This window comes from Pseudomonas sp. GW822-FHT04C11 (assembly GCF_058800905.1).
Window position 1 is genome coordinate 1 of the sequence record NZ_JBXAMS010000013.1, and the last position, 22,383, is coordinate 22,383.

At 63.5% G+C, this 22,383-nt stretch carries 14 protein-coding genes; 12 read left to right on the forward strand and 2 right to left on the reverse strand.

Going from position 1 to position 22,383, the window contains the following annotated elements; genetic code table 11:
* Window positions 1-213: 213 nt before the first annotated feature.
* Window positions 214-2,040 carry a glycoside hydrolase family 15 protein gene (locus tag AC1RJ3_RS20115; RefSeq protein WP_493080082.1) on the reverse strand — a complete coding sequence of 609 codons (1,827 nt, stop codon included), beginning with the start codon at window positions 2,038-2,040 and terminating at the stop codon, window positions 214-216.
* A gap of 210 nt (window positions 2,041-2,250) precedes the next feature.
* Here AC1RJ3_RS20115 and AC1RJ3_RS20120 point away from each other — a divergent pair, with 210 nt between their 5' ends.
* The 5 genes from AC1RJ3_RS20120 to AC1RJ3_RS20140 all read left to right on the forward strand — a co-directional run bounded on the left by AC1RJ3_RS20120 (window position 2,251) and on the right by AC1RJ3_RS20140 (window position 8,433).
* Entirely contained in the window at window positions 2,251-3,423 is a 1,173-nt protein-coding gene (locus AC1RJ3_RS20120; RefSeq protein ID WP_493080084.1) for an MFS transporter, read from the forward strand.
* 147 nt (window positions 3,424-3,570) lie between these two features.
* Window positions 3,571-3,765, forward strand: a complete 195-nt coding sequence (locus AC1RJ3_RS20125) for a hypothetical protein (protein ID WP_371917679.1) — start codon at window positions 3,571-3,573, stop codon at window positions 3,763-3,765.
* Between the two features lie 196 nt (window positions 3,766-3,961).
* Window positions 3,962-4,396 carry an ANTAR domain-containing protein gene (locus AC1RJ3_RS20130; RefSeq protein WP_347927461.1) on the forward strand — a complete coding sequence of 145 codons (435 nt, stop codon included), beginning with the start codon at window positions 3,962-3,964 and terminating at the stop codon, window positions 4,394-4,396.
* Window positions 4,397-4,545: 149 nt separating this feature from the next.
* The gene (locus tag AC1RJ3_RS20135) at window positions 4,546-5,193 is read left to right on the forward strand and encodes a response regulator (protein ID WP_347927459.1); all 648 of its coding nucleotides are present in this window, start codon (window positions 4,546-4,548) and stop codon (window positions 5,191-5,193) included.
* Window positions 5,194-8,433 (forward strand): transporter substrate-binding domain-containing protein, encoded by a 3,240-nt coding sequence (locus AC1RJ3_RS20140; RefSeq protein ID WP_493080086.1) that lies wholly within the window; start codon window positions 5,194-5,196, stop codon window positions 8,431-8,433.
* 16 nt (window positions 8,434-8,449) lie between these two features.
* Here the strand turns inward: AC1RJ3_RS20140 and dkgB are convergent, their stop codons facing one another.
* Window positions 8,450-9,253, reverse strand: coding sequence for a 2,5-didehydrogluconate reductase DkgB (gene dkgB / locus AC1RJ3_RS20145; protein WP_493080088.1), 804 nt, complete (start codon window positions 9,251-9,253; stop codon window positions 8,450-8,452).
* A gap of 234 nt (window positions 9,254-9,487) precedes the next feature.
* On the opposite strand from dkgB, the gene AC1RJ3_RS20150 reads away from it, so the two are divergent.
* From AC1RJ3_RS20150 to AC1RJ3_RS20180, 7 genes are all read left to right on the forward strand, one after another.
* On the forward strand, window positions 9,488-10,924 hold the full coding sequence (locus AC1RJ3_RS20150; RefSeq protein WP_347927454.1) for a mechanosensitive ion channel domain-containing protein: 1,437 nt from the start codon (window positions 9,488-9,490) through the stop codon (window positions 10,922-10,924).
* 460 nt (window positions 10,925-11,384) lie between these two features.
* Window positions 11,385-11,825 carry a carboxymuconolactone decarboxylase family protein gene (locus AC1RJ3_RS20155; RefSeq protein ID WP_054596457.1) on the forward strand — a complete coding sequence of 147 codons (441 nt, stop codon included), beginning with the start codon at window positions 11,385-11,387 and terminating at the stop codon, window positions 11,823-11,825.
* A gap of 107 nt (window positions 11,826-11,932) precedes the next feature.
* Entirely contained in the window at window positions 11,933-15,616 is a 3,684-nt protein-coding gene (locus AC1RJ3_RS20160; protein ID WP_493080091.1) for a DUF4132 domain-containing protein, read from the forward strand.
* A 33-nt stretch (window positions 15,617-15,649) separates the two neighbouring features.
* A complete protein-coding gene (locus AC1RJ3_RS20165; protein ID WP_493080093.1) occupies window positions 15,650-16,750 on the forward strand; it encodes an ATP-binding protein in 1,101 nt (366 codons plus the stop codon).
* On the forward strand, window positions 16,734-19,190 hold the full coding sequence (locus AC1RJ3_RS20170; RefSeq protein WP_493080095.1) for a DUF5682 family protein: 2,457 nt from the start codon (window positions 16,734-16,736) through the stop codon (window positions 19,188-19,190). The genes AC1RJ3_RS20165 and AC1RJ3_RS20170 overlap by 17 nt, the downstream gene beginning before the upstream one ends.
* Window positions 19,187-20,314 carry a VWA domain-containing protein gene (locus AC1RJ3_RS20175; RefSeq protein ID WP_493080097.1) on the forward strand — a complete coding sequence of 376 codons (1,128 nt, stop codon included), beginning with the start codon at window positions 19,187-19,189 and terminating at the stop codon, window positions 20,312-20,314. Before AC1RJ3_RS20170 ends, AC1RJ3_RS20175 begins: the two co-directional genes overlap by 4 nt.
* Window positions 20,311-22,377, forward strand: a complete 2,067-nt coding sequence (locus AC1RJ3_RS20180; RefSeq protein ID WP_493080099.1) for a YehQ C-terminal OB-fold domain-containing protein — start codon at window positions 20,311-20,313, stop codon at window positions 22,375-22,377. Before AC1RJ3_RS20175 ends, AC1RJ3_RS20180 begins: the two co-directional genes overlap by 4 nt.
* Window positions 22,378-22,383 lie beyond the last annotated feature (6 nt).

The following is a 22,383-nucleotide window of genomic DNA, read 5'->3' on the forward strand; positions in this document are numbered from 1 at the left end:
CGATCCGTACGACTCCGACGCGTAAAGCACAACCTTGTGGCGAGGGAGCTTGCTCCCGCTGGAGCGCGAAGCGGTCCTAAGACCATTCGATGCGGTTTTGCTGGAGGACCGAGTGAAGGGGTTACGACTGCTGCGCAGCCGAGCGGGAGCAAGCTCCCTCGCCACAAGGGATTGTCGGCTGTCAGACAGTCCGTCAGGTTTCTCACCCGCATTTTACGGCTGCCAGTAACTCTTCTCCCCACTCAACTTCCGCTCGAGAAAACTCGCTGCGCTGATCAGTGCCAAGTGGGTCAGCGCCTGTGGTGTGTTGCCCAGGTGCCGTGCGTGGCTGTCGAACTCTTCGGCGTAGAGTCCGAGCGGGTTGGCGTAGCGCAGCAGTTGTTCGAACTCCAGGTGCGCTTTTTCGACCATACCGGCGCGAGCCAGGCACTCGATGTACCAGAACGAGCAAGCGGCGAACGCGCCCTCGGTGCCGGGCAGGCCATCGATCTGGCTGTCGTCGTTGTGGTAGCGGTACACCATGCCGTCGCGCACCAGGGTTTTCTGGATCGCTTGCAGGGTCGACAGCCAGCGCGGGTCCCTGGCGCTGACGAAGCGCACCAGCGGCATCAGCAACATCGAACCGTCAAGCGCGGTGCCGCCGATGTGCTGGACGAAATGCCCATGTTCGTCGCTCCAGAAGTTGTTCCAGATGTCGGCGTAGATCGCTTGGCGGGTCTGATCCCAACGGGCGAACGGGGCGGGCAGCGAGCGTTTCGACGCGAGACGGATGGCCCGGTCCAGTGCCACCCAGCACATCAGCCGTGAATGCAGGAAATGATGCTGCTCGCCACGCATTTCCCAGATGCCGACATCCTCTTGCTGCCAGCTATCGCAAACCTGATCGACCACCTTGATGGCATGTTGCCAACTCTCATGGGAAATGGCCTCACCGTACTTGTTGACCAGGTACACCGCGTCCATCAACTCGCCGAAAATATCCAGCTGAGCCTGCTCGTAGGCCTGATTGCCGATACGTACCGGCTTGGCGTTGCTGTGACCGGACAAGTGCGCGAGTTCGATTTCCGGCAGCTCCTGACGACCGTCGATGGCATACAGGACGTTGAGCTTCATCGCTTTGCCCTGGCAGTCGCTCATCCGTCCGTGCAACCAGCGCATGTAGGCGTTGGCTTCATCGACAAAGCCCAGGCGCATGAAGGCATAGACGGTGAAGGAGGCATCGCGGATCCAGGTGTAGCGATAGTCCCAGTTGCGGGCGCCGCCGGGTATTTCCGGCAGGCCGAAGGTCGCGGCAGCGAGGATCGCGCCGTGTTTGCGCGAGGTCAGCAGTTTCAGCGCCAGCGCCGAGCGGTTGACCATTTCGCGCCAGCGTCCGCGGTAATTGGATTGCCCGATCCAGTCGCGCCAGAACTTCAGTGTGCGTTGCAGGCACAGGTCACTGTTTTCATCCTTGAAGCGTGGGTCGTCGAGGGCGCCGAGGAGAAATTCGGCGCTCTGGCCCTGTTTGAGGCTGAACGTGGCGACGGCGGCGTCTTGTGCAACTTGCATCGGTTGATTGGCGCGCAGGCGTAAACCTGGCTGCTGGGCGGCTTCGAAGCAGACGTCTGCGCCGTCGGTCCGCGCTGTGGTCTGCGCTCGGGCGTAGTCATGGCGCACCGCGCAATGCAGGTGGAACGTGGCGTGGCCACTGACCAGCCGCACACGACGGATCAACAGGGGCAGGGCGTCGTCGTTGTCGCCGACCGGCAGCAGATCGGTGATTTCCACCACCGCTTGTTCACTCAACCAACGGGTTTGCAGCACGTTGGTGTCGGGCAGGTAGATTTGCTCGCGCCGGGCATCGGGCAGGTCGGGTGCCAGTTGGAAAATCCCCGCGTCCGGGGTGTCCAGCAATGAGCAGAAAATCGACGGGCTGTCGAATTCCGGCCAGCAGAAAAAGTCCACGCTGCCCTTGTCGTTGACCAACGCTGCGCTGCGCATGTCCCCGATGATGCCGTGGGCGTCGATAGCGCTTTGTCGCTCGTTGTAATGATCAGCCATTGCTGTGTCACTCCGGATAGAGACATAGGCCGCCATCGATGAACAGTGTGCTGCTGACGAGATGTGCCTATCACTCAGCTTTCGACGGGCGGGCATATCAGGTGACTGGCGCAAGGTGGCTTGAGTTCATGTTTGGCGGGCTTATTTGTGGTTTTTTACTACCTGGACGCTTTATGGCAAGTTGCACGCCTCAGCAGAGGATGGAACCGGATGGCAAATCCCTATCAAGCGCTATTCAACGCCCCTGGCAGCCGCGCCTTTGTGCTGGCGGGAATGGTCGCGCGCATGCCGATCTCGATGACCGGCATCGGCCTGATCACCATGCTTTCGCAGTTGCAGGGCGGTTACGCGTTGGCCGGGTCAGTGGCGGCGACCTTTGCCTTGGCCACGGCGTTTTGCGCGCCACAGGTGTCGCGCATGGTCGACCGTTTTGGTCAGGGCCGGGTGCTGCCGGTTTCGGCCTTGGTCGGCGGTTGCGCGTTGTTGTTGCTGTTGCTCTGTACACGATTGCAAGCGCCGAACTGGACACTGTTTGTGTTCGCCGCGCTGGCCGGTTGCATGCCGAACATGTCGGCGATGGTCCGGGCGCGCTGGACCGAGCTGTATCGTGGTCAACCGCAGTTACAAACCGCCTATGCGCTGGAGTCGGTGCTGGATGAGGTGTGTTTTATCGTCGGACCGCCACTCTCGGTGGGGCTGTGCGTGGTGGTGTTTCCCGAGGCCGGGCCGTTGGTGGCGTTGCTGATGTTGGCGATTGGGGTGAGCGCGTTTGTGTTGCAGCGCAGCACCGAGCCGTCGGTGCATCCGCATGACGCCGATCAACCGGGTTCGGTCGTGGGTTCAGGGGATATACGCCTGTTGATGCTGTTGATGGGCGCCATGGGCACCATCGTCGGGGTGGTGGATGTGGTCAGCGTGGCCTTCGCCCAGCAGCAAGGCCAGCCAGCAGCGGCGAGCATCGTGCTGTCGGTGTATGCCATCGGCTCGTGCCTGGCCGGGTTGGCGTTCGGCGCGTTGAAACCCGAAGTGCCGTTGCCGCGTTTGTTTCTGTACGGCGGAGTGGCGACGGCGCTGACCACGCTGCCGTTGCTGCTGGCGGGGAACATTCTCGGGTTGTCGCTGGCGGTGTTTGTTGCCGGGCTGTTTTTCGCACCGACGTTGATTGTCGCCATGGGGTTGGTGGAGCGCATCGTGCCACCCGCCAAACTCACGGAAGGCCTGACCTGGCTGATCACCGGCCTGAGCATCGGCGTGGCGATCGGCGCAGCAGGTTCCGGCTGGCTGGTGGATGCCTTCGGCGCACGCAGCGGGTTCTGGCTGTCGATTGCGGCGGGGGCGGTGGTGCTGGGTTCGGCCATCCAGAGTTATCGACGACTCAAATGAACATTGGCGTCAGCTGACTCAAATCCATGGATAGGCGATAAACCCGTAGGAGCAAGGCTTGCCCGCGAAGCGAACACCGCGATTTTTCAGGTATTACGCGTCATCGTTCATCGCGGGCAAGCCACGCTCCCACATGTACGGCGACTAATTTGTGTTGGGCGTCATTCTTTCCCCTTACCGGCCAGCGATGACGTGCGCGCCTTTGGCAATGATGAAGTGGAAATCGAAGCCACCCTGGCAACCACCTCGGTTGACGGGGACGAACTGGATGCGCTTGTGGCACGAATCTCCCTCTCACCCTTGGTTCAACAGGCGTTCTGGAGCCCGAGTACGACCGAGTGACCGACCGATGAGTGGCACTGACTTGCAGCGTTGGCTGAAGTTGTCATCGGTGCGACAGCAAAAAAATTAAAAGTCGATGGAACTGTTTCTTTCAGAAATGTCCTACAGAAACCCCCGCGGCATTGCCCTTAGTCTGAGGCGCTCTTGATAAGGGTGGGCGTAAACAGCCGCACCGTCATTGTAGGGTCAATCAACCATGCCGAATAAAGCGTTACGTATCCTGATCGCCGATGAGCAGCATTTTCATCGCATGAAAATCGAGCGCAGGCTGAATCAGCTCGGTTACTACCGAATTGCCCCCGTGCACTCCCTTGTAGAGCTGCTCAGCGTTGTCGAATACGGCTGTGAGCCGTTTGATCTGGTGATCATCAATGCAACCTTGTGTACCGGGACCGGCCTGGACCTGGTGGCGTTCTGCCAAGACAACCAGCAGATCTGTCATACGTTGATCTACGATGCCCAGAAAGCCGGCTTGCCCGCGTTGTTTGCCGTCCAGCAGCACAACGTGCGGATCAGCCAGGATCGCGTACCGGACCAGGAAACCCTCGAAGGGCTGATGAGTCGCGTCGATATACCGGCTCACGGTTCCCGGCGTGGGCACGCCCGGCAGCAGGGCGGTTTGCGCGCCTGAGGCACACGACCGTTGGTCTGAACTGTCAACTTTGACAGGTAGTTTCGCCCAGTTCCTCGTGCAACAGTCGTTGCGCAGCCGTTGTGTCAGCCTTGGCAAATGCCATGGGCGGCACGCCGGGGTTTTTGGGCGTTTCTACAGGAGTTGCCATGCTGTCAGTGCTGATCGCGGATGATCATCCGGTTGTTGTGGCCGCTGTCAAAATGCTGCTTGCGGCACTCAAGGATTCCAATGGCAGAGAGATGTTCCAGACCATTCTGGAATCATTCAATGGTGTTGAGGCCCTGCAGACGATCCTTACCCAGTCACCTGATCTGGTGGTGCTGGATCTGAATATTCCCAGGCTTGGCGGGTTGGAACTGCTGAGTCGTCTGCAGCGCGATCAGTCACTTTCCCGGGTTGTGGTCTTCACCTCCTGTGAGCCGAGGTTCTATGTCGACCGCTGCATGAGAGCCGGGGCCTTGGGCTTTGTCTCGAAAACCAATGACCTGCAAGAGCTGCGTAAAGCCGTTCAAGCGGTGATGTCTGGCTATATGTATTTCCCTCAACTGGACTCCAGCTCAGTGAGTCTGGATCCGCTGCAACTCAACGAGTCGCAGATGATCGGGAAACTCTCCGACCGTGAACTGAGCATCTTTCGATACCTGGCGCTCGGCTTTAGCAACAAGGAAATCGCTAAAGCCATGAACCTCAGCCACAAGACCATCAGTACCTACAAAACCCGTTTGATCGCAAAGCTCAATGTGAAATCCCTGGTTCACTTGAGAGAATTCGCCATACGCAATCAGCTGATCTGAATGCATATGCGCCTGCGTGTATGGCTGGTTGCATTGACGTTGTTCAGTCCGTGGTACGCGGCGAACACCTTTGCGCAAGAACCTGAACCCCTGCATCTACTGGGACGCTCGACTGTTGAGGGTTACCGCGTCGAACTGGCACCGGCCGACTGGCGCTGGTTAAGGGATAAGGGCAGCTTGCGATTGGGCGCTTCGGCGCCGGATTACCCGCCGTTCGAGAGCACGATCAACGACTACGATTTTGAGGGCATCACGGCTGATTTTGCAGACCTGCTCGCCCAATTGCTGCGCATCAAGGTTGAGGTGACGCGTTACGAGTCTCGCGAGGCTGTAATTAACGCGTTAAAGCGGGGAGAGATTGATCTGCTGGGGACCGCCAACAACTTTGAAGCGGCCGATCCGCAGCTTCTGATGTCGCGTGCCTATGCAGAAGATGCTCCCGTTCTGGTCGCGAAGGAGGGTGACAGCGCCAGGCTGACAGAAGATCTTTCAGGGGTGCGGGTAGCCATGCTCGATCATTATCTGCGGCCTGAAGCTGTCAAGGAGAGTTACCCCGAAGCCCGGCTAAGACTCTATCCCTCGACATTGAGTGCCATTGGCGCCGTGGCCTTTGGGCGCGCGGATGCCTACCTCGGTGACTCCATCAGTGCTCGCTACCTGATCAACAACAATTACCTGAATAATGTGCGGTTGACGCAATTTGCCCGAATGGAAGTCAACACATTCGGGTTCGCCGTGAGTGCCGAGAACACCCGTTTGCGCCGCATCACCGATGCCGCTCTGGCGGTGATCCCAGAGCAGGAACGCATGACCATCCTGCGTCGCTGGAGCTCCGGCGGCAGTTTCAGCAACCCGCAGCGCGTACAGTTGAGTGCCAGCGAACAACGCTGGCTCGACCAGCATCCACGTGCCAGGGTCGGGGTTATCAGCGACTTTGAACCACTTTCGTTTTATGAAAAAGAAGGCCGGTTCAGTGGCCTTAGCGCAGAGGTCCTGGACAGAATCAGCCTGCTCACCGGGTTGAAATTCGAACCGCTGCGCAGCGAGTCATTGAGTGAGCAACTCGATCAACTCAAACGCGGAACAGTCGACTTGTTGGCGGTGATGACGCCGAGCATCGAACGCCAGGCAGAGCTGCGTTTCACGCGACCGTATCGGGTCAGCCCCTTTGTGCTTGTCAGTGCTGTGGGCGCCAAAGCCCCCAAGACCCTGGACGATTTAGCGGGTAAACGCCTGGCAATTGTCCGTGGTAACGCTCTGCATGAATTCATTCGGGTCAATGCACCGGGTGTGCTCTTCATCGAAGCGGAAAGTCCCGCCCAGGCGATGGCAATGGTGGCCAGCGGGGCGGCTGATGCTGCCTTGAACTCGTTGATCAGTGCGCGCTACATGATTGGCCGGTACTACCGCAACACGCTTCAAGTGACCAGCACTGTCGGCACCGAACCGGCACACATCAGCTTCGCGACCAACCGTGGAGCCCTTGAACTCTACTCAATTCTCAATAAAGCCCTGTTAAGCATTCCCCCGGAAGAAATGGACGAGTTGGCCAACCGCTGGCGCAATGAACTGCCGGTGGATGACAGCTACTGGTCGCGTCACCGCACGTCCATCCTTCAGGGTTTTTTGGCCGCAGGACTGTTGCTGCTGTTGGCGCTGGGCTGGATTGCCTACCAGCGCAACCTGATCCGCAAGCGCCAGCAATTGCTGCAACAGGTGCAGCAAGCGAGGGACGCGGCGGACGATGCCAACCGTGCCAAAACCACCTTCCTGGCAACCATGAGCCATGAAATCCGCACGCCAATGAACGCTGTGATCGGCATGCTCGAACTGGCGATGTTGCGAGCTGAAGAGGGCGTCACGGACCATCTTGCGATAGAGGTGGCGTGGAATGCCGCGCAGCAGATGCTGGAGCTGATCGGCGATATTCTGGACATCGCGCGGATCGAGTCGGGGCATTTGTCCCTGACCCCGGAACGCGCGAATCTGTTGGCGCTGGTCAGTTCGGTGAGCAAAGTATTTGAAGGCCTGGCACGGCAAAAGAACCTGCTTTGGCAGGTCGAACTGGATGCCCGTAGTGACCGCGATGTGTTGATCGACCCGATGCGTTTCAAGCAAATCGTCTCCAACCTGCTGAGCAACGCGATCAAGTTCACCCGCGCCGGACAGATCAGCCTGACGCTACGAGTAGAGCCCGCTGCCGTCCACGGGAACCTGGCGATCAGCCTGCGGATCAAGGACAGCGGGATAGGCATCAGCGAATTCGACCAGCAGCGATTGTTCAGTCGGTTTGTACAGGCCAGCAATAGCCCGCAGGATGGCCGCAGTGGCTCCGGGCTGGGCTTGCTCATTAGCCGTTCGCTGTGCGAGATGATGGGGGGGCGATTGCAATTGCGCAGCGAGCTGGGCGCGGGCACGCAAATCGACGTCAGCCTCGATGTACTGGCATTGCAGCCGCTGGCCGCGCCGCCGGTCGAGACTGTGCCACCGGAGCGAGGGCACTCGTTGAACATTCTGGTGGTTGACGACTACCCGGCCAATCGCCTGTTGCTGGTGCAACAACTGAGCCGTCTTGGGCACCGTGTGTGTGATGCCCAGGACGGTGAGCAGGGGCTCGAATGCTGGCGTGAACACACGTTCGACGTGGTGATCACCGATTGCAACATGCCGAACCTCAGCGGTTACGAGTTGGCCATGGCAATTCGTGACGAGGAGCGGGCCAATGGGGACATGCCTTGCCTGATTCTCGGTTTCACTGCCAATGCCCAGCCCGAAGAAAAGATCCGTTGCATGGAAGCCGGGATGGACGATTGCCTGTTCAAGCCCATCGGCCTGAAGGACCTGAGTGCCCGTCTGACTGGCGTGACACCGGGCATGAACTCGCGACCGCCGATCACAACGCTGCCGGCCAGCGCTGCCGAGATCGATCTCGGCAGCCTGGAGCAACTGGCCGGGCCTGACCGTAGCCTGATCAATAAACTGCTGGCTGAACTGGCCAGCAGTAATGCCAAGGATCTGGCACGGTTACAGGGCTTTTACCGCAAGCGTGACCGCATAGGCTTGCGGGAGCTGGCCCATCGGATCAAGGGCGGCGCGCAAATGGTCAAGGCCCGGCGCGTGGTCCACTGTTGCGAACAACTGGAAGTCGCCTGCGGTGGGCGCGACAACAACGTATTGAACCAGGCGGTGCAGGCCCTGCAATTCGCCATGGAGCGTTTGGCTCTGCACCTGGAGCAATAATGCTGAGCGGTTACGCTCAATCCCAATCGGGAGCGATACCTTTCGGGCTGGTCAGGCGCTGGCCGCGCTCAAGCCCGGCGATCAGCGCCATATCGGCTTCGCTCAATGTCAGCTCGCGGGCCGCCAGGTTGCTGTCGAGGTTGGCCCGTTGGGTCGACGACGGAATTACCGCGTAACCCAGTTGCATGGCCCAGGCCAGCGTGACTTGTGCCGGAGTTGCCTGATGCCGCTCGGCGATCTGTTGGATGACCGGGTCCTTCAGGACTTCGCCGTAGGCCAGGGTCATGTAGGAGGTGATCTGAATACCCCGGCTCTGGGCAAACTCGACCACTGTGCGGTTTTGCAGGTAAGGGTGCAGCTCGATCTGATTGGTCGCGATGTTGTCTGCGCCGACCGCGTCGATGGCTTGCTGCATGAGGTCGACGGTGAAATTCGACACACCGATCTGCCGGGTCAGGCCCAGCGCCTTGGCTTCCAGCAGGGCGCCCATGAATTCATGCACCGGCACCTGGTTTTCCGGGGACGGCCAGTGGATCAGCGTCAGGTCCAGATAATCGGTTTGCAGTTTGCGCAGGCTATCTTTCAAGCTGGCGATCAGCTGGTCCTTGGCAAAATTGGCGATCCAGATCTTGCTGGTGATGAACAGTTCTTCGCGGGCAATGCCGCTGGCGGCGATGGCCTGGCCGACATCGGCTTCGTTGTCGTAGATCTGCGCGGTATCGATCGCCCGGTAACCGAGTTCAAGGCCGGTGCTCACCGAATCGATGACCACCTGGCCTTGCAAGCGAAAAGTACCGAGGCCGAAGGCGGGAACAGACATGTGTGACTCCAGGGGTTGTGACGGGAATGGCCGCGAGTATCCCGGTCTGCATCCTTGAGAAAAACCGCTGAATCGGCAAAGCACTTTTTACTGAAAATCACGAATCCAGGGGGGCGTGCGCTCAAGCGATGGTGAGTGGTGTTGTGCGGGTTGCGTTCACCTCGCAATCAAACACTCCTACACTGTGCCCAATCTGTGCGATCTTCACGCCATTGGTCTTGCTGGAGTTGCTTGATGTTGTCACTGCTCACCGATCACCCGCTGTTTTGCGCCCTGGCGCTGATTTTGCTCGACATCCTGCTGTGGCGGTTGGTCAGTGTCAGTCACTGGCAGTTGGTCGTGCGGGTGGTGATTTTTGCGTTGTTCAGCGCCGTGCTGTTCAACGAAGGCATGAACCCGATGGATGTGGCGCCCTGGCCGGAGAACGTGCCGTTGCACCTGGCAGCGACCGGATTGCAGATCGGTTGGTGGCTGTTTGGCGCGCGAACCCTGACGGTATTGCTCGGCACGGTGATGATGCAACGGGTCGGGCATACTGGCCGGCTGTTGCAGGATTTGCTCGGTGCGGTGATTTTCCTGATCGCGATCATCGCTGCCCTGGCGTATGTGCTCGATTTGCCGGTCAAAGGCGTGCTGGCGACTTCCGGTGCCCTGGCGATCATCGTCGGCCTGGCATTGCAGAGCACCCTCAGCGATGTGTTTTCCGGCATCGTGCTCAACACCACCAAACCCTATCAACTGGATGACTGGATCTCCATCGACGGCACCGAAGGCCGGGTCACCGACATCGACTGGCGGGCCACGCGGCTGCAAACCTCACAGGGCAGCATGGCGGTGATCCCCAACTCGTTGGCAGCCAAGGCCAAGATCATCAACTTCAGTCGGCCCAGCGACATTTTCGGCATTACCATCAGCCTGCAACTGAGCCCTCATGCGCGCCCGCACACGGTGATCGAAGCACTGGAGCGGGCGATGCAGGGTTGCCGGCCACTGCTCAGCAAACCGGCACCGAGCGTCTCCTTGAAAAGCTCCAGCGCCAGTGGCGTGGAATACGAGATCATCGGATTTGTATCGTCCATGGGGCAAAAGCGTGAGGTGCGCAATCTGCTGTTCGATCTGGCCTTCCGGCATTTGCGTGCATCGGGCGTGAGCCTGTTGTCGACCGCAGAAACCACAACACCGCCGGGCCTTTCACGGCCACGGGCGCTGCTCGAAAGCTCGAGTATTTTTTCGACCTTGCGTTCGGAAGAGAAAGATACCTTCAGCCAGAACATGACGCTCATCACCTTCCGTGCCGGGGAAATGATCCTGCCGGCGGGAGAGGTCAGCGATCACCTGTTCATCATCGAATCGGGCGTGGTGTCAGTGGCCTTGAGCCGTGGCGGCAAAAAGTTCGAAGCCGGGCGCATGGGGCCGGGCGAGGTGATCGGCGAGGCCGGGATTCTCTCGGATGAATCGGTGCCGGCGGACTTTTCGGCCAAGACCTTCTGCACCCTGTACCGGATCGAAAAGGAATACCTCAAACCCTGTCTCGACGCCCGCCACGACATCAACGAAGCGATGCAGGCGTTACTGGATTTCCGCTTGCACACTGCACAAACCTTGACTCAGGAAGTACCAAAAGTGGTGGAAAAGAAGGGTTTTCTGCAGTGGTTGCGTAGCCGGGCGTAGGCCGTTACGGCGCCTTCACAATGTTCTCTCGTGGGAGCAATCAAAAACCCGCCAACCTCGTGAAAAGGTGGCGGGTTTTGTGTGGTCTGCGAACACTGCCCAAAGGCCGATACGGTTCCGTGGCGAGGGAGCTTGCTCCCGCTGGGTTGCGAAGCGACCCTAAAATCAGCCACCGCGAATATCCAGATAGCGCGCGATTACCGGATTACGACCGCTTCGCGGCCGAGCGGGAGCAAGCTCCCTCGCCACAATGACTGACGCCGGATTGGCTACTGCGGTGAGTTCCGTGCATCGAGGTGATCCAGCGCTCGATTCACCGCCAATCCGGCCGCAGAAACGGTCGCGCCAAAAGACGGGCGGGTCAGTCATTGGCTACCTCGACTTCTGAACAATTGGCTATTTGTGCCAATCGCCGGCAGCGCTACCGTATAGCGCATCCCCACTTGCTATGGAGCTGACCATGCAATCTCGCGTCGATTTCTACACCGCCTCGCCGGATGCCCTCAAAGCCATGATCGCGCTGGAAAGCGCGGTGACAAAACTGCCGCTGGAAAAGTCGCTGATCGAACTGGTCAAGCTGCGTGCCTCGCAAATCAATGGCTGTGCCTTTTGCGTCGACATGCACACTGCCGATGCACGCAAAGGGGGCGAGACCGAGCGCCGCCTGTATGCGGTGTCGGTCTGGCGTGAAACGCCGTTCTTCACCCCGCGTGAACGCGCCGCCCTGGCCTGGACCGAGTCGCTGACCCTGATCAGCCAGACCCACGCCCCGGACGCCGACTACGAGCTGCTGGCCAGCGCGTTCAGCCCCAGCGAAATGGTCGACCTCACCGTGGCAATCTCCACCATCAATAGCTGGAACCGCCTGGCCGTGGGCTTCCGCAAGCTGCCGCAGGCATAAGCAACCGGCCCGGGCAGGGCCCCGGCTGCACAGGCCGCCCTGCCGCCAAGGGAAATTGTGTTGTATCCTGCGCGCCCGAAACGGACCGATAGCGAACAGGACGACGCATGCTCAAATGGATAGGCAAGGTATTGGGTGGGGCCAGCGCAACGCCGGCCGCAGCGGCGAGCAACGTGCCGGGCGATGTCTGGCTGCAGCGCCTGCAGACCTACCTCGAACCCCTTGACCACTTGCCCGATAACGGCGGCCGCGCCGGCCTGGCCGAGGCGATCCTGACCTATGTGCGCCAGGGCGATGGGCCGCAGGTCCTGGCCGAACTGGGCCAGCGCTACGCCGTCGCCAATTACCTCCACATATTGAGCGGGCACGAGTGCCGGGTCGGCAGCCTCGGGCCGCAGCTGTATCACGATCTGACCGATGTCGACCCGGCCCAGCTATTGCGCTGGGCGCGGGTGCTGCAAGCCTGTCCGGCACGCCGCTTCGGCATCGCCATGGCCGACGGCAGCCATTGGCCGGAGCTGCTCCTGACCCACAGCGTCGAGCTGTTGCGCGACCCGCAGACCGATGAAACCCGCATCGTCCAGCGCATCAGCGCCCCCTTGATGGAGACCCTGCTGCTGGAGGCGCACCTGCCGCCCTCGGCGCTGCTGACCGCGTGTTTCAGCGGCTCGAATGACGCCTACCGTCAGGGCTACGGCATCTACCTGGTGCCCTATATGGACGGCTATTCGCAGTGGGTGCTGCGCCATGTCGAGGCGCTGCGGCCGTTGCTGCTGGCGGGGGACATGTACCTCAAGCACCAGGTCCTGAACCTGATGAGCGACCTCGATCCGCCGGTCATGACCGCCATGGCCGGTGAGCTGTGTGAAATGGCCTGTGGCGGCAATCGCGAAGTGCGTGAACAGGCGGCTCCGCTGCTGCTCAAGTGCCAGCGCGGCGCCCTGCAACCCCTGACCCTGATGATCCAGGGCGGCAAGCCCGAGCAGCGCGCCCATGCCCTGCGCCTGCTGTGGGCCCTGGCCAACCAGTTGGCTGACCCGCCCCTGCGCGCCGAGGCCCGGGCCCTGGCCGAAGCCGACCGTGCGGCCTCGGTGCGCGGCCTGCTCGCTGAGTGGGACGCCGAGCCTGCCCACGAGCAGGGGCCGGTCCACTACAGCGGCCCGGTGATTGATTGGGCGGTGGTGCTGACCCCTGAACGCCTGGAAGTCGTCGACCAACTGTGGGCCGACCTCAATCAGCTGATCGACCGGGATAACGAGAGCAACATCGAGTACTACGCCGCCCACCCGGAGAAAAAAACCGCCGGCAAGCCGGAGCTGTGGCCCAACTACAGCGTCGCAGCCCTGAACCAGCTCAAGGCGTTTTTGGCCTCGACCGAAGTGGTGCCGCCGGCGTCCCGTGATCTGCCGCAAGACCATAGCGAGTACTTTTCCCGCCCGGCGATGCAGGCCTTCGCCGACAGCGAGGAGTTGACGGGGGTGATGGCGTTCAAGGTCCTGGATTTCTGCAACGCCCTGGGCAGTGGCGAGGGCTGCCTGAGCAACATCAGCTGTCGCGCGTTGGAGCAAGCCTATCAACAGGACGACTCGCTGAGCCTGATGGCCCTGGCACAGATGCTCGAGGACCGTGGCCGCAACGGCGACAGCCTGCTGCAGGATTGCTTCAATGGCGGGTTCGCCGAGGATTGGGATGCCGACGCGGTGGCGCCGTATTTTGCCCTGCACCAGGGCTGGCTGGAGCAGGCGCTGGCGGCCCTGGAGGTGTATCGCACCGACGCGTTGTATGCCGCGGTGGTCAAGATGGCACCGCCGCCCGCATCGTTGATCAACCGCCTGTTCGAGATCGCCCTGGGCTCCAACCAGGGTGAGCGGGCCCAGGCCCAGCGCGCCCTGGAACAGCTGCCGGGCAAGGAGGCGCACCTGATTGCCGCCCTCGGCTCGGGCAAGTCCGAGGTCCGGCTGCTGGCCACCAAATGGCTCGGCAACCTGGGCCACCAGCCGGCGATCCCGGCCCTGGAACAGGCCCTGAAAAAGGACAAGAACGACGGCGTGCGCACCGCCATGATCGAAGCTCTGGAGCAAATGGGCCAGCCGGTGGAGCAGTACCTGGACCGCGAGCAATGGGTCATCGACACCAGCAAGGCCATGGCCAAGGGCGCGCCCAAGGACCTGGCATGGTTCCCCTGGGACGCCTTGCCCGAATTGCGCTGGGCCGATACTCAGGAGCCGGTTCCGGCCCTGGCGGCCCAGGGGCTGCTGGCCCAGGCGGTCAAGCTCAAGTCGGCGCAGCCGGGGGCGTTGCTGCGGCGCTTCTGCGGGATGTTCGAAGCCCGCGGCCGCGAGCGTTTCGGCCAGTTCGTGCTGGACACCTGGCTGGCCGAAGACACCCGGCCGATCCCGCTGGAGCAGGCCCAGCAGTTGGCCGAGCGGCATGCCACGAGCACCCTGTTTTTCATCCAGCGCTACCCGGACGACTACAAGGACAGCCCGCACCTGGGCAAGAGCCTGGACGAGCTGAGTGCGAGCTTCCTGCCGCGTTTCATGCGCCAGCCCCAAGGCTCGGCGGCGGCCAGCAAAGGCTTGCTGGCGGTGGCGGCGGCCTGCGCCGGGGCCGATGCAGCGGCGCCGGCCGGGCGTTACCTCAAGGAGTTCTATGGCACCCGCGCGTCCCAGGGCAAGGCGCTGATCGCCATGCTGGCCTGGATCGAGCACCCGTCCGCGACCCAGTTGTTGCTGTCCATTGCCAGTCGCTTCCGCACCGCAGGCTTTCAGGAAGAAGCCATCCTGCAAGCCCGGGCCCTGGCCGAACGCAACCACTGGACCCTGGCCCAGCTGGCGGACCGCACCTTGCCTTCGGCCGGCTTCGACGAGCACGGCCTGCTGGAGCTGAGTTACGGCGAACGGCTGTTCAGCGCGCGCTTGCTGGCTGACTTCAAGATCGAGCTGTACAACCCCGACGGCAAGAAAATCGCCGCCTTGCCCGACCCGCGCCAGGACGACGACGCCGACGAAGCCAAGGAGGCGAAGAAGCAGTTCGCCAGTGCCAAGAAGTCCCTGGCCAGCATCGTCAAGCAGCAGACTGAGCGCCTCTACGAAGCCCTGTGCACCGGCCGCGAGTGGCCGTACGCCGACTGGCAGCGTTACCTCAACCAGCACCCGATCATGCGCCGGCTGTTGCAGCGCCTGGTCTGGGTGCAGGTCGAGGGGGACCGGGTACTGGCCAGCTTCCGCCCGCTGGACGATGGCAGCCTGACCGATTGCGAGGACAACCCGCTGACCCTGGCCGACGACGCCCAGGTGCGCCTGGCTCATGACTCGCTGCTGGGCGCCGAGGAACTGCTCCAGTGGCAGCAGCACCTGGTGGACTACGAAGTGACGCCGCTGTTCCAGCAGTTGGGCAAGGGCGTCTATCAGTTGCCCGAAGGGCAGGGCGACGCCCATTCTATCGAAGACTTCAAGGGCCACCTGCTGGAAGCCTTCGCCCTGCGCGGCCACGCGCTGAAGCTCGGCTATACCCGGGGCGCGACCGAGGATGCCGGCTGGTTCTACACCTATGAAAAGTCCTTTGTCAGCCTCGGGCTGTCGGCCGATATCCGCTTTACCGGCAACCCGCTGCCGGAGAGCAACCGCACCGTGGCCCTGGTCGACCTGACGTTCTACCGCGGCCGCTACAGCATGCCCCTGGCCAAGGTGCCGACGATTCTGCTCTCGGAGTGCTACCACGACCTGCGCTCGATCGCCGCCCAGGGCACAGGGTTCGACCCGGACTGGGAAAAGAAAAGTGAATACTGAAAGCCTGGCACGCCACCGTAAAGGACCACGCCCATGACCCCTGCGCCTGGCGCAATGCTCAAGGCCCCGGCCGAACAGGCCCACGCCGCTGAACTGGCGCGCCTGCAACAGCACGACAGCGGCCCGCGCCCCATCGGCTGGCGCCTGTCACCGCGCGCGGTGCGCGGGTTTATCCTCGGCGACGGGCCGTTGCAGGTGCGGCGCAAGTTCTATGGCGACGATGCCCTGATCGACCGCTGTATCGTGACCCTGATGAGCAACCGTGGGTTGATGCTGGTGGGCGAGCCGGGGACCGCCAAGTCGATGCTCTCCGAGCTGCTGGCGGCGGCGATCAGCGGCCAGTCGTTGTGCACGGTGCAGGGCACGGCCGGGACCACCGAGGAACAGATCCGTTATTCGTGGAACTACGCCTTGCTGCTGGCCGAAGGTCCGACCCAGCGCGCCCTGGTGCGCGGCCCGATGTATGAGGCGATGCGCAGCGGCAGCCTGTGCCGGATCGAAGAAATCACCCGCATGCAGCCCGAGATCCAGGACAGCCTGATCAGCCTGCTCTCGGACAAAGTGCTGCACGTGCCCGAACTCAAGGACGAGGAGGCCACGGTGTTTGCCGCGCCGGGGTTCAATATCCTGGCCACCGCCAACCTGCGTGACCGGGGCGTGCATGAAATGTCCAGCGCCCTCAAGCGCCGCTTCAACTTCGAAACCGTGCGCCCCATCAGCGACCGGCGCCTTGAAACCCAGCTGGTGCGCGAGCAGACCGAAGCCTTGTTGCAACAGGCCCAGGTCAAGGTCGACTTCAGCCCTGACGTGCTCGAACTGCTGGTGACCGCGTTCAACGACCTGCGCCATGGTGCCACCGCCGAAGGCACGGTGCTGGAGAAACCCAGCGCGGTGATGTCGGCCGCCGAAGCGGTGGCAGTGGGGTACGCCGCCAGCCTGGATGCCCACTACTTCGGCAACGGCGTGGTCGGCGGCGAGCATATTGCCCGGCAACTGATCGGCACCGTGCTCAAGGACAACCCCGAGGACGGCGGCAAGCTGCGCCACTATTTCGACGTGGTGGTGCGCCAGCGGGCCCAGCGCCAACCGCAATGGCAGCGGGTGCTCGAGGCGCGACGTGGGCTTGATCGCTGATGCGTCCCTGGCCGGCACCGGGCTAGACAGCGCCAGCCTGCGCGCCCTGGGCCAGAGCCTGGCCAGCGATGAGTTGATTGTGTTTGCCGTGCGCCACCACAGCCCCGGTTGCGCCTGGCAATTGCAGCAACTGTTCGCCAGCCATCCGCCGAGCGTGGTGCTGGTGGAAGGGCCGCGGTCCTTCGACCCGTTGCTGCCGCTGCTGGTACACCCCGAAGCGCAGATGCCCCTGGCGATCTACACCTACGCCGTGGGCGGCGCGGCGGCGGATTCGCGGCGCGCAGCCTATTACCCGTTCTGTGACTATTCGCCGGAGCTGGTGGCCCTGCGCGCCGCAGCGGCCCAGGGCATTCCCGCACGCTTTATCGACCTCGACTTTGCCGAGCAATGCGCCCTGGAGGCGTCGCCGCCCGAGGTGGAACTCCGCCAGGATTCGCTGCTCGACGAGGGTCATTACCGGCGCAGCGAACACCTGCAACGCCTGGCCGGCCAACTGGGCTGCCGCGACCACGAAGAACTCTGGGAGCACCTGTTCGAGGTGCCGGCTACCCGGCTCGATTGGCCCGAGCACCTGACCCGGGTCGCGGCCTATTGCCAACTGGCGCGCCTGGATTGCAGCCACGACGAGCTGCACGTCGACGGCACCCTGGCCCGTGAGGCGGAAATGGCCTGGCATATCCAGCAGGCCCTGGCCGCCCGGCGTCCGGGAGAGGGGCCGGTGCTGGTGGTGGTCGGTGGCTTGCACGCGGTGGCGCTGCCGGGCTTGCTGGCGACCGGGGTCGAGCGGCCGGCCATCAGCCGCGCCGGGCTGACCGATGAAGCCAGCGCGCTGATCCGCTACAGCTTCGACCGCCTGGAGCGCCTCAATGGTTACGCCGCCGGCATGACCGCGCCGGCCTGGCACCAGCGGCTGTGGCACGCCCAGCTCAAGCACCCGCAACGCAACGCGCAGGCCCCGGCTCGGCCACGGCAGGCAGCGGCCCTGGAGCTGTTGTTCGAGGTCGCGGAAAAACTCCGCGAGCAGGACGTGGCGCTGCCTTTGCCGACCCTCACCGCCGCCTACGAACAGATGCTGCGCCTGGCCACCCTGCGCGGGCGCGATGCGCCGATCCGGGTGGATGTCGACGACGCCATCCTCAGTTGTTTTATCCAGGGCAATGCCGACGCCGACGGCGTTCGGGTGCGGCAAGTGGCCCGCGCCTGTTTCACCGGCCAGGCCTTGGGCCGGGTGCCGCCCGGGGCCGGCACGCCGCCGTTGGTCAGGGACGTGGAATACCGTGCCCGGCACCAGCGCCTGAAGCTGCACGACTCGCAGCCGCGCCGGGTGGTGCTGGACCTGTACCGGCGCGCCGAACACCGGCGCAGCAGCCAGTTGCTGCATGGCCTGCTGTTGTTGGGCATCCCCTTTGCCTGGCGCACCGGCGGCCCGGATTTTGTCGACGGCCACGGTTTGCATCTGCTCCAGGAACACTGGGAGTACGCCTGGACGGCCAGCACCGAAGGTGCGCTGGTGGAAGCGTCGGTGTATGGCGCGACCCTGCCCCAGGCGGTGGCCAATCGCTTCGCCCAGCGCCTGGAGCAACAGGCCGGCGACGGCGTGGCCGATGCCCGGGGCGCGGCGGTGCTGTTGGTGCAGGCCTGTGTGCTGGGGCTGCATGAGCAGTTGGCCACGCCCTTGCAGCGCCTGGCGGAAGCCATTGGCGCCGACCCGGTATTCGCCTCGCTGGTGGCGGCCACGGCCAGCCTGTCGCTGCTGCTGGAGTCCCACGAGCCGTTGCAGGCCGCGCACCTGCCGGGCTTGCCGAGGTTGCTGCGTAGTGCTTATCAGCGCGCCACCTACCTTGGCGCCCAAGGCGTGAGCGAGGCCGAGGCCACGGGCCATGTGGCCTGCCTGGTGCAGTTGCGCGAATTGCTGGCCGGGGCCGCGGGTGCGGAGCTGGATCAGGCGTTGTACTGGGCCCTGGTCAGCCAGTTGCACCAGCAGCCCAACCTGCTGTTGCGGGGTGCCTGTGCCGGCTTGCTGTACCTGGCCGGGCGCTTGTCCGAAGCACAACTGGCCACTGAACTGGCCGGGCACCTGCATGGCCTGCGTCAACCCCAGGAAGCCGTGGCCTACCTGCGCGGCTTGCTGTCCACCGCCCGCGAGAGCGCCTGGCAGATCCCCTGCCTGCTAGAGGTGCTGGACCAATTGCTCAACCAGTGGGGCGAGGCGCAGTTTGTCGCCTGCCTGCCGGAGCTGCGCCTGGCCTTTGCCGAAATGACCCCGCGTGAAACCGACCGTATCGCAACCCGAGTCGCCCAGTTGCATGGCGCCGATGATCTGGGCCGGCTACGCCATGCAATGCTGCATGCCGATCAGGTCCAGGCCAACCTGCGCCTGTCGCAAAGCCTGGCCCTGGTGTTGCAAGGCGACGGCCTCGCCCCCTGGATGACGCCATGACCCCCCTCGAACGCTGGCGCCTGGTGCTGGGCAAATATGCCGATAAACCTCTGCGTGACGCCGCCGGCGGCGCCGGGCTGGAAGGCCAGGCGGCGCGCATGGACGTGGCACTGGAATACCTCTACGGCCGTGAATACCAGGGCCGGGGCTTACGCGAAGACGCTCTCGCCGGTTCCCTCGACCCGACCCAATTGACCCTGGTGACCTGGCTGGGTGAGGTGCGCGAGCTGTTCCCGGTGGACACCGTGGAGGTGATCGAGCAGCACGCCCTGGACCGCTACGGCCTGACCGAGCTGGTCACCGATCCCCAGGCCCTGGAGCGCCTGGAACCCAATCAACAGCTGCTGCGCACCTTGCTCGCCCTGCGCGGGCACTTGCAGGGCGATGTGCTGGTGATGGTGCGGCGCATCATTCGCCAGGTGGTGGAAGAGATTCGCAAGCGGCTGGAACCGCAGGTGCGCCAGGTGCTGTCCGGGCGCCTCAACCGCCAGCGCCATTCCCCCATGGCCGTGGCCCGCAATTTCGATGCCCTGGGCACCCTGCGGCGCAACCTCAAGCACTACGATGTCGAACGCCAGCGGCTGGTGGTGGAGAAGCTGTTTTTTTTCCAGCGCAACAGCCGGCGCCTGCCGTGGGACATCATCCTTTGCGTGGACCAGAGCGGGAGCATGGCCGACTCAGTGATCCACAGCGCGGTGATGGCCGGGATTCTCGCCGGGCTGCCGGCGCTGCGGGTCAAGGTGGTGGTGTTCGACACCGACGTGGTCGACCTCAGCGAGCACGCAGGCGACCCGGTGGAAACCCTGATGCGCGTGCAACTGGGGGGCGGCACCGATATCGGCAAGGCCCTGCGCTATTGCAGCCAGTTGCTGGAAAACCCCCAGCGCACGGTGCTGGTGCTGGTCAGTGACTTCTACGAAGGGGCATCGCCCAATGAGCTGCTGCGCACCGTCAAGCAACTGGCCGAGGCTCGGGTGACCCTGCTCGGGCTGGCCGCTCTCGACGACCAGGCCAACCCCGATTACGACCGGCAGATGGCCACCAGCCTTGCCGCCTGCGGCATGCAGATCGCCGCCATGAGCCCGCAGCGCCTGGCCCACTGGCTGCTCAAGGTGATCTCATGAGCCTGCGCCCGGCGCTGCTGGCGCAACTGCTGAGTTTTGACGACGAAGCCTTTGTTGCCCTGGCCAATCGCGGCCTGTTGCGCCGCGCCTATAAAGATTTGGAAAGCAACCCGCCACGGCTGCTGGAGGAGGGCGCGGAGCACTTGCTGCTGGAGTGCGGTCATTATCAACTGCGCTTTGATCAGCGCGGGCCGGCCTTTGCCCAGTGCAGTTGCCCGGCCAGCGGCGTGTGCCAGCACATCCTGGCCTGCGCCCTGGGCTTGCGCGAGATTTTGGCCGAGCAGGGCCCGCCGCTGGCGCCTGGAGCCGAGCCAGAACCCGCGCCGGATCAGCGTCAGGCACTGTTGAACAGCTTGCTCACGCTGCCCCATGCCGAGTTGCTCAAGCATGGGGGCAAGCCGGGTTATCGCTGGGCCTGGCAGTTCGTCATGGACCTGGATCTGGAGCAGGAGCTGCACCTGGGGGGCGAGCACAATCTGACCCTGACCCTGGGCACGCCACCTCTGACCCTGCGCTATATGGGCGGCCCCCTGGGCGGCATGCTCGCCGACCAGCGCAGCGGCGCCCTGGAGAAGTACCAGGTGGCGGCGGTGCTGGCGCTGCGCCGCATGCAAGGGCTGGAGCTGATCGCGCCCGTCCCCCTGGGCGGCGCCAATGCCGAGTCGAGCCCGACCCTTCGGGAGGCCACTCGCAGCCGTTTGCGCCAGGGCGCGCGGCAGTTGCTGGAAGAGTCGGTGGCGGTGGGCCTGGCCCATTTGTCCCAGGCCATGCAGCAGCGCTACGTGACCCTGGCGGTGTGGGCCCAAGGCGCCGATTACCCGCGCCTGGCCCTGTCGCTGCGGCGCCTGGCGGATCAGGTGCAACTGCTGCTGGAGCGGGCGGCCGGGGCCGATGGCCAGCGCCTGTTCGATGAACTGAGCCGCTGTTATGCCTTGCTCCAGGCCTTGACCAGCGCCGCGCAACGTGGCGATGAGCCGGCGCGCCTGCTGGGCCAGGCGCGCAGCCAGTACACGCCGTCGACGGCCCTGGAACTGTGGGGGCTGGGCGCCAATGCCTGGCGCTCGGCGTCCGGTTACCAGGGCTTGAGCCTGGTGTTCTGGAGCCCGGCGCAGCAGGGTTTTTTGTCCTGCACCGAGGCCCGGCCCGAGCTGCAACGCGGCTTCAACCCGTTGCTGCGCTACCGCAATCCGGGCCCCTGGAGCGGTCTGCTGTCGCCGGCCCATGCCAGCGGCCGGCGGCTGTCGTTGATGGGCGCCCAGGTCAATGGCGATGGGCGCCTGTCGGTGGCCGAGTCGGTACAGGCCGCAGTGCTTGAGCCATTGACCGCGGTGCAGTGGCAGCAACTGCCGGCGGCAGCGGATTGGAGCGCCTTGCTCCTGGCGCGTTCGGCCCAGCGCCGCAGCCTGCTGACCCCGGCGCGGCCGATGAACGACTGGGCGTTGTTGCAACCGGCCGCCGTGGGGACGGTGCAGTTCGACAGCACACGCCAGACCCTGGTCTGGCCGCTGCACGACCATCAGGGCGCGACCCTGTGGGTCGAATTGCGCTATTCGGCCTACACCCGGCACGCCATCGGCCGGATCGAGCAAGTGGCTGGAGAACTCTGGATCGAGGGTTCACAGCTGGTGGCGCGGGTCTATGAACACGCGGGCAGGCTGATTGCCGAGCCCTTGAGCCTGATTCGAGCCGATGCCGCCCCAGGCCAGCCGTTGCTCGATGCGCTGCATTTCGATTTGGCACCTGCCACTGCGACGCCGCTGGCGGCTGTGGATGAGGCACTGGACTCGCCGGTGCAGGAGGTGTTGCTGCCGAGCTGCCACCTGCTGCCGGAGTTCGCCGGCTGGTTGTGCCAGCAGGCCGAGCGCGGGGTGGACCCGCAAGTGGCGTCGGGTGTCGACCAGGCCTTGCAGCAGCGCGGCCTGACCCTGCGCGCGGCGGGCTACAGCGCCTTTGAACGCATGGCGCCGGAGGCCGGGGTGCCGGCGCGGCTGATCATTGCCCACTACCTGTGCCTGCAATACCAGCACTTGCAGGCCGCCGGTGGCGACATTCCAGCCAGTTGAAGCGTC

Bases quoted from the DNA above. Each gene is read 5' to 3' on its own strand.
- AC1RJ3_RS20115 (WP_493080082.1), bottom strand. From the start codon at position 2,040: ATGGCTGATCATTACAACGAGCGACAAAGCGCTATCGACGCCCACGGC.
- AC1RJ3_RS20120 (WP_493080084.1), top strand. From the start codon at position 2,251: ATGGCAAATCCCTATCAAGCGCTATTCAACGCCCCTGGCAGCCGCGCC.
- AC1RJ3_RS20130 (WP_347927461.1), top strand. From the start codon at position 3,962: ATGCCGAATAAAGCGTTACGTATCCTGATCGCCGATGAGCAGCATTTT.
- AC1RJ3_RS20135 (WP_347927459.1), top strand. From the start codon at position 4,546: ATGCTGTCAGTGCTGATCGCGGATGATCATCCGGTTGTTGTGGCCGCT.
- AC1RJ3_RS20140 (WP_493080086.1), top strand. From the start codon at position 5,194: ATGCATATGCGCCTGCGTGTATGGCTGGTTGCATTGACGTTGTTCAGT.
- dkgB (WP_493080088.1), bottom strand. From the start codon at position 9,253: ATGTCTGTTCCCGCCTTCGGCCTCGGTACTTTTCGCTTGCAAGGCCAG.
- AC1RJ3_RS20150 (WP_347927454.1), top strand. From the start codon at position 9,488: ATGTTGTCACTGCTCACCGATCACCCGCTGTTTTGCGCCCTGGCGCTG.
- AC1RJ3_RS20155 (WP_054596457.1), top strand. From the start codon at position 11,385: ATGCAATCTCGCGTCGATTTCTACACCGCCTCGCCGGATGCCCTCAAA.
- AC1RJ3_RS20160 (WP_493080091.1), top strand. From the start codon at position 11,933: ATGCTCAAATGGATAGGCAAGGTATTGGGTGGGGCCAGCGCAACGCCG.
- AC1RJ3_RS20165 (WP_493080093.1), top strand. From the start codon at position 15,650: ATGACCCCTGCGCCTGGCGCAATGCTCAAGGCCCCGGCCGAACAGGCC.
- AC1RJ3_RS20175 (WP_493080097.1), top strand. From the start codon at position 19,187: ATGACCCCCCTCGAACGCTGGCGCCTGGTGCTGGGCAAATATGCCGAT.
- AC1RJ3_RS20180 (WP_493080099.1), top strand. From the start codon at position 20,311: ATGAGCCTGCGCCCGGCGCTGCTGGCGCAACTGCTGAGTTTTGACGAC.